Source organism: Caldimonas taiwanensis NBRC 104434 (assembly GCF_001592165.1).
In the GTDB taxonomy this organism is placed as follows: domain Bacteria; phylum Pseudomonadota; class Gammaproteobacteria; order Burkholderiales; family Burkholderiaceae_C; genus Caldimonas; species Caldimonas manganoxidans.
Genome location: NZ_BCWK01000077.1, coordinates 1 through 1062, shown reverse-complemented (window position 1 = coordinate 1062; position 1062 = coordinate 1). Strand labels below are relative to the sequence as shown.

Below are 1062 nucleotides of genomic sequence, written 5' to 3'. Positions count from 1 at the left end.
CCGTCCCGGCAGCAGGGGGATCAGCATCCGGCCCGCCACCGTGCCGCCGTGCGTGTGGATGCCGAGCCAGGGGATTCGGCTTCCCACCCACAGGGCGGGCAGCCGTTCGGGCTTCTGGTCGAACACCTTGGCTTGCAGCGAGGCGACGAAGCTCGCGCGCCGGACCTGGAAGGCGCTGCGCATCTGGGCGCGGGCGGCCTCGCGCACCTCGCGGCCGCCCGAGGTCATCCCTTTGGCCACCGCCGCGTGGATCGCCCGCCGACGCTCCGCGCTCCAGGCCGAGAGCTTCCTTGGATCGAGCAGTCCGGAGGTGGCCAGCGTCAGTTTCATGGCCGCACGTCCTCCCACAACTCGCGCTGCAGCCGCTCGATGGCCGCCCGGTCGCCCTGGGCCGCCACCGCATGCAAGGCCAGCCGCAAGGCGTTCTGCCGGCGTTCCAGCCGACCGTGGGCGGCCAGCAACCCGCGCACTTGCGCGAGGGTGTAGCCCATCACCTCGGCGTGGCGGTGGCCGGCGGCGACGAGCCGGGCGACGGCGTCGTCCCAGCCGAGAGGATCGGCGCCAGCCGCTCGCCCACCTGCGCGATGCTCGGTGCCAACCGCCGCACGAAAAAATCCGCGTTCACCTCGAACACGGCGCAGGCCAAGGTGACGGCCTCGTCGAGCGCCAGCCCTTCGATCCAGGCGCGGTCGCGCCGGGTGGCGAGCGTGAGCAGCTCCAGCACCGCCTCGCCGTGCCGGGCCAAGAGGTCGAGCCAATCCGGCTCGGCCGACAGATCGGCGGCGAGGGGTCGCACCACCGCGAGGATCCGCGGCAGTTCTCCGAGCCGGATCGGCGTGAGTTCCACCGCGGTGCCCGCCACCGTGACCACTTGGGGCACGGGCGGGAAGGTCGTGAAGTCGTCGCTGCCTGGGGTCATCGCACCCTCCTTCATCGCACCCTCCTTCACAGCAGCACCAGGCGGCCGAACTGGCCGAGTTCGCCGTCGGCGGGCTTGGAGAGGTCCGCGAGCACCTGGCCGGAGAGTTCGAACTTCAGCAGTTCGTCGGTGATGATCGAAAG

Annotated in this window: 3 protein-coding genes and 1 pseudogene; all 4 read right to left on the bottom strand. The window is 71.6% G+C overall.

Going from position 1 to position 1062, the window contains the following annotated elements; genetic code table 11:
- A partial coding sequence (locus CTA01S_RS16190; protein ID WP_232301115.1) for a DUF6441 family protein occupies window positions 1–330 on the bottom strand: 330 nt, incomplete at its 3' end.
- Window positions 327–491, bottom strand: a complete 165-nt coding sequence (locus CTA01S_RS16800) for a hypothetical protein (RefSeq protein WP_170167616.1) — start codon at window positions 489–491, stop codon at window positions 327–329. The genes CTA01S_RS16190 and CTA01S_RS16800, both read right to left, overlap by 4 nt.
- Entirely contained in the window at window positions 491–919 is a 429-nt protein-coding gene (locus CTA01S_RS16185; RefSeq protein ID WP_062196859.1) for a DUF6631 family protein, read from the bottom strand. The genes CTA01S_RS16800 and CTA01S_RS16185 overlap by 1 nt, the downstream gene beginning before the upstream one ends.
- Before the next feature lie 26 nt (window positions 920–945).
- Window positions 946–1062, bottom strand: a pseudogene (locus tag CTA01S_RS17095) (phage tail tube protein); the annotation flags it as partial.

Excerpts from the sequence above, each read along its gene's own strand:
- CTA01S_RS16185 (WP_062196859.1), bottom strand. The coding sequence starts at position 919 with ATGACCCCAGGCAGCGACGACTTCACGACCTTCCCGCCCGTGCCCCAA.
- CTA01S_RS16800 (WP_170167616.1), bottom strand. The coding sequence starts at position 491 with ATGGGCTACACCCTCGCGCAAGTGCGCGGGTTGCTGGCCGCCCACGGT.